Genomic DNA, 729 nt, shown 5'->3' on the forward strand with positions numbered 1-729 from the left:
GTCGGTGTGTTCGAGTCGGGCACCACTGGGGAGACGGGTATGGGTGAGGCCGGGGTGGTCGTGGGCGGTGGCGTGACCCAGCGCGAGGGCGGCACCGACGAGGTCGGAACCGGTGTCGTCATGGGTGCGGGTGTCGCCGGGGCCGAGGTCACCGGCACGGACGGCGACTCTGGGGGCGGTTGCGCGGCGGCGCTCACGAGCCCGGTGAGAGTGACCGCTACCGCGGCGAGCGCAACCGCCACCGAGGCCGCGACGCTGCGGCTCATGCGCGATCCCCGGCACCCGAAATCGGGCGCGAGGTGGATGGGCTGTCGCAGGCTCACGTCAGGCGCCGACGATCGACTTGAGCACGGTGACGATAACCGGGGCCAGCATCGCCAGCGCGTACCCGAGGCAAGCCGCGCGGAAGGCGGTCTTGGCCTTCTCCACCTCGGCCGGGTCACTGCCGCCGATGAGGTAGCGGGCACCGGCCACGGTCAAGCACACCGTCGCCAGCGCGGCGAGGATGCCGATCAGCCAATTCCGCATATTGTCCAGCACCTCATCCAGCGAGGACGCGATAGCCAACACGGTCCCCGGCGGCTGCGGTGGTGTGGCCGCCGCCGACCCGGCCGCCACCACCAGGACGACGACGACCGCGCAGGCGGTCGCGAGCAGCCTCGCCCATCGGCAGGTGTGTATGCGCCGTGCCCGGCGTGCGAGTGCTGTGGCGGTGTCGATGAGTTGGTT

General features: G+C 71.5%; 1 protein-coding gene and 1 pseudogene. Both read right to left on the reverse strand.

The window, feature by feature from the left end:
• Window positions 1–266 (reverse strand): annotated as a pseudogene (locus HOV91_RS39645) (hypothetical protein); the annotation flags it as partial.
• 58 nt (window positions 267–324) lie between these two features.
• Window positions 325–729 (reverse strand): pilin (locus HOV91_RS39220; RefSeq protein WP_246351622.1); only part of this gene is annotated, 405 nt, incomplete at its 5' end.

The organism is Nocardia barduliensis, assembly GCF_013315795.1.
GTDB lineage: Bacteria > Actinomycetota > Actinomycetes > Mycobacteriales > Mycobacteriaceae > Nocardia > Nocardia barduliensis.